This is a genomic window from Bacillus sp. 522_BSPC, from assembly GCF_001076885.1.
GTDB classification, from domain to species: domain Bacteria; phylum Bacillota; class Bacilli; order Bacillales; family Cytobacillaceae; genus Niallia; species Niallia hominis.
In genome coordinates this window covers 1-888 of record NZ_JVDT01000040.1, presented here as the reverse complement: position 1 = coordinate 888, position 888 = coordinate 1, and the positions used below count along the sequence as shown (strand labels likewise).

General features: G+C 31.1%; 1 protein-coding gene and 1 pseudogene. Both read left to right on the top strand.

Features of this window, described 5'->3' with window-relative positions; genetic code table 11:
• Positions 1–669: pseudogene (locus ADJ83_RS25455) on the top strand (hypothetical protein); the annotation flags it as partial.
• Positions 670–687: 18 nt separating this feature from the next.
• Positions 688–888, top strand: a 201-nt coding sequence (locus ADJ83_RS03605) for a hypothetical protein (RefSeq protein ID WP_048716928.1), incomplete at its 3' end; no start/stop codon positions are given.

The window sequence follows — 888 nt, the reverse complement described above, 5'->3', positions numbered from 1 at the left end:
ACTGAAGAGGACATAAACTTCCTTACTTCACAACTCTTTTCAAGAAACGACCACTTCGGTTTTATTGCTGATACTTTTACCGATATTTTATTCGGAGAAACCACGTCACTTTTTGAAAAAACAAAACAGAACAATTCACTTCTAGATTCATTCGGAGGTGTGTTTAAACTTGAGTCGGTAGCTAGTTTTTTACTGGCTGTATCTGAGGATGAAGAAATAGTAAAAAATATAATCTTAGAAATGGATTCACAAGAAACTCAACAAAAGTTTGAAGAAATACTATTTATGAAATTGACTAGTAAACAGAAAGATGTTCAATGCTTAATAGGAGAAGCGAATTGTCCATATCCGGGCAGGGATTGTTTAGGAGGATGCCATTTTTCCATTCCTCATTTTTATGCTATATCTGAACTAACAAGACAGTTGTGGAATGATTTTGAATTTATTCTGAATAGGTTTTCAAGCCTAAAATATAAGGGAGATAAAGAAAGGTTTTTCATTAACTTTGCTGGCCGTCTAAAATTATTTAAAAATGCTGAGGGGAAATATGGGAATGTTGTGTACGAATTTTTTAATTTAGATAAAGAAAAGTGGATTGGGCTTTTAAGTGAGTTACCGGAAGAATGGCAGCTTTTTGTAAGTGAGAATAGGAACTTAATAAAAGCATAGTATTATGGAGGTTATAATTTGAATGCTTTATTAAACTATGAATTTAAACTGGATGAAACAAGTATTGAAGAATTTGATCTAGAGTATAGTATAGAAGTTGCAAAAGAGAATATTGAGAGCTATTTAGATAATATTACTGTCAATTATTTTAAAAAGTATTCATATAAAGATATTGGATTGAGTCAAGTTTTTGTGGGAGTTTTTTATAGCTCCCTTTTT